Origin of the sequence: Streptomyces sp. Isolate_45 (assembly GCF_024721315.2) — a bacterium.
Classification (GTDB): domain Bacteria; phylum Actinomycetota; class Actinomycetes; order Streptomycetales; family Streptomycetaceae; genus Streptomyces.
The window spans coordinates 1-879 of record NZ_JANFAK020000375.1; the positions used below are offsets into that span (position 1 = coordinate 1).

General features: G+C 72.7%; 2 protein-coding genes. Both read left to right on the top strand.

Features of this window, described 5'->3' with window-relative positions; genetic code table 11:
* Positions 1 to 326, top strand: a 326-nt coding sequence (locus tag NOD94_RS41150) for a rod shape-determining protein (protein WP_281211358.1), incomplete at its 5' end; no start/stop codon positions are given.
* A partial coding sequence (locus tag NOD94_RS41155; RefSeq protein ID WP_281211359.1) for a GAF domain-containing protein occupies positions 323 to 879 on the top strand: 557 nt, incomplete at its 3' end. The genes NOD94_RS41150 and NOD94_RS41155, both read left to right, overlap by 4 nt.

Below are 879 nucleotides of genomic sequence, written 5' to 3' on the forward strand. Positions count from 1 at the left end.
ACGTGGCCACCGGACTCGCCCGGTCCGTCCAGGTGGACACCGCCGCGGTCCGGGACGCCATCCACACCCCGCTGACCGCCGTCATCGACGGCATCGGCAAGGTGCTCCGCGACTGCCCTCCCGACCTGGTCGCCGACCTGACGGACCGGGGGATCATGATGGTGGGCGGCAGCGCCCTGCTGCCGGGCCTGGACCAGATGCTGCGCGACGCCACCGGAATGCCCGTCGCCATCGCGGAACGGCCGGACGTGTGCGCCGTGCTCGGCCTCGGCGCGATGCTGGAGGGAAAGATCGCACCCATGATTCTCAACCCGTTGGCCGGATGACGGAGGAAACGGCTCCCGCCGCGGAGGCGGCCGGCCTCCCGGTCCTGCTGGAAGCGGTCCTCAGCGTCGGCTCGGAACTGGAACTGCACTCCACCCTCCAGCACATCGTGGAATCCGCCGCCGAACTGTGCGCGGCCCGGTACGGGGCGCTCGGGGTCGTCGACCCCGAGCGCGTCCGGCTGACCAGGCTGTTCACCGTCGGCCTGACCGAGGCCGAGCGGGCCGCGATCGGCCGGCTGCCCGACGGCCGCGCCGGCCTGCTCGGAGCCCTGATCGCCGACCCGCGACCACTGCTCCTGGACGACCTGTCACAGGACCCCCGCTCGGTGGGCTTCCCACCGGGCCACCCCCCGATGCAGGGCTTCCTCGGCGTACCGATCCGGGTCCACACCGAGGTCTTCGGGAACCTGTACCTCACGGAGAAGCGCGGCGGGGGCCCGTTCACCGAGGAGGACGTCGCGCTGCTGCGCGTCCTGGCCTCGCAGGCGGGGATAGCGATCGGCAACGCCCGGCTGTACGAGACCGCGCGGCGGCGGGAACGCTGGATCGAGGG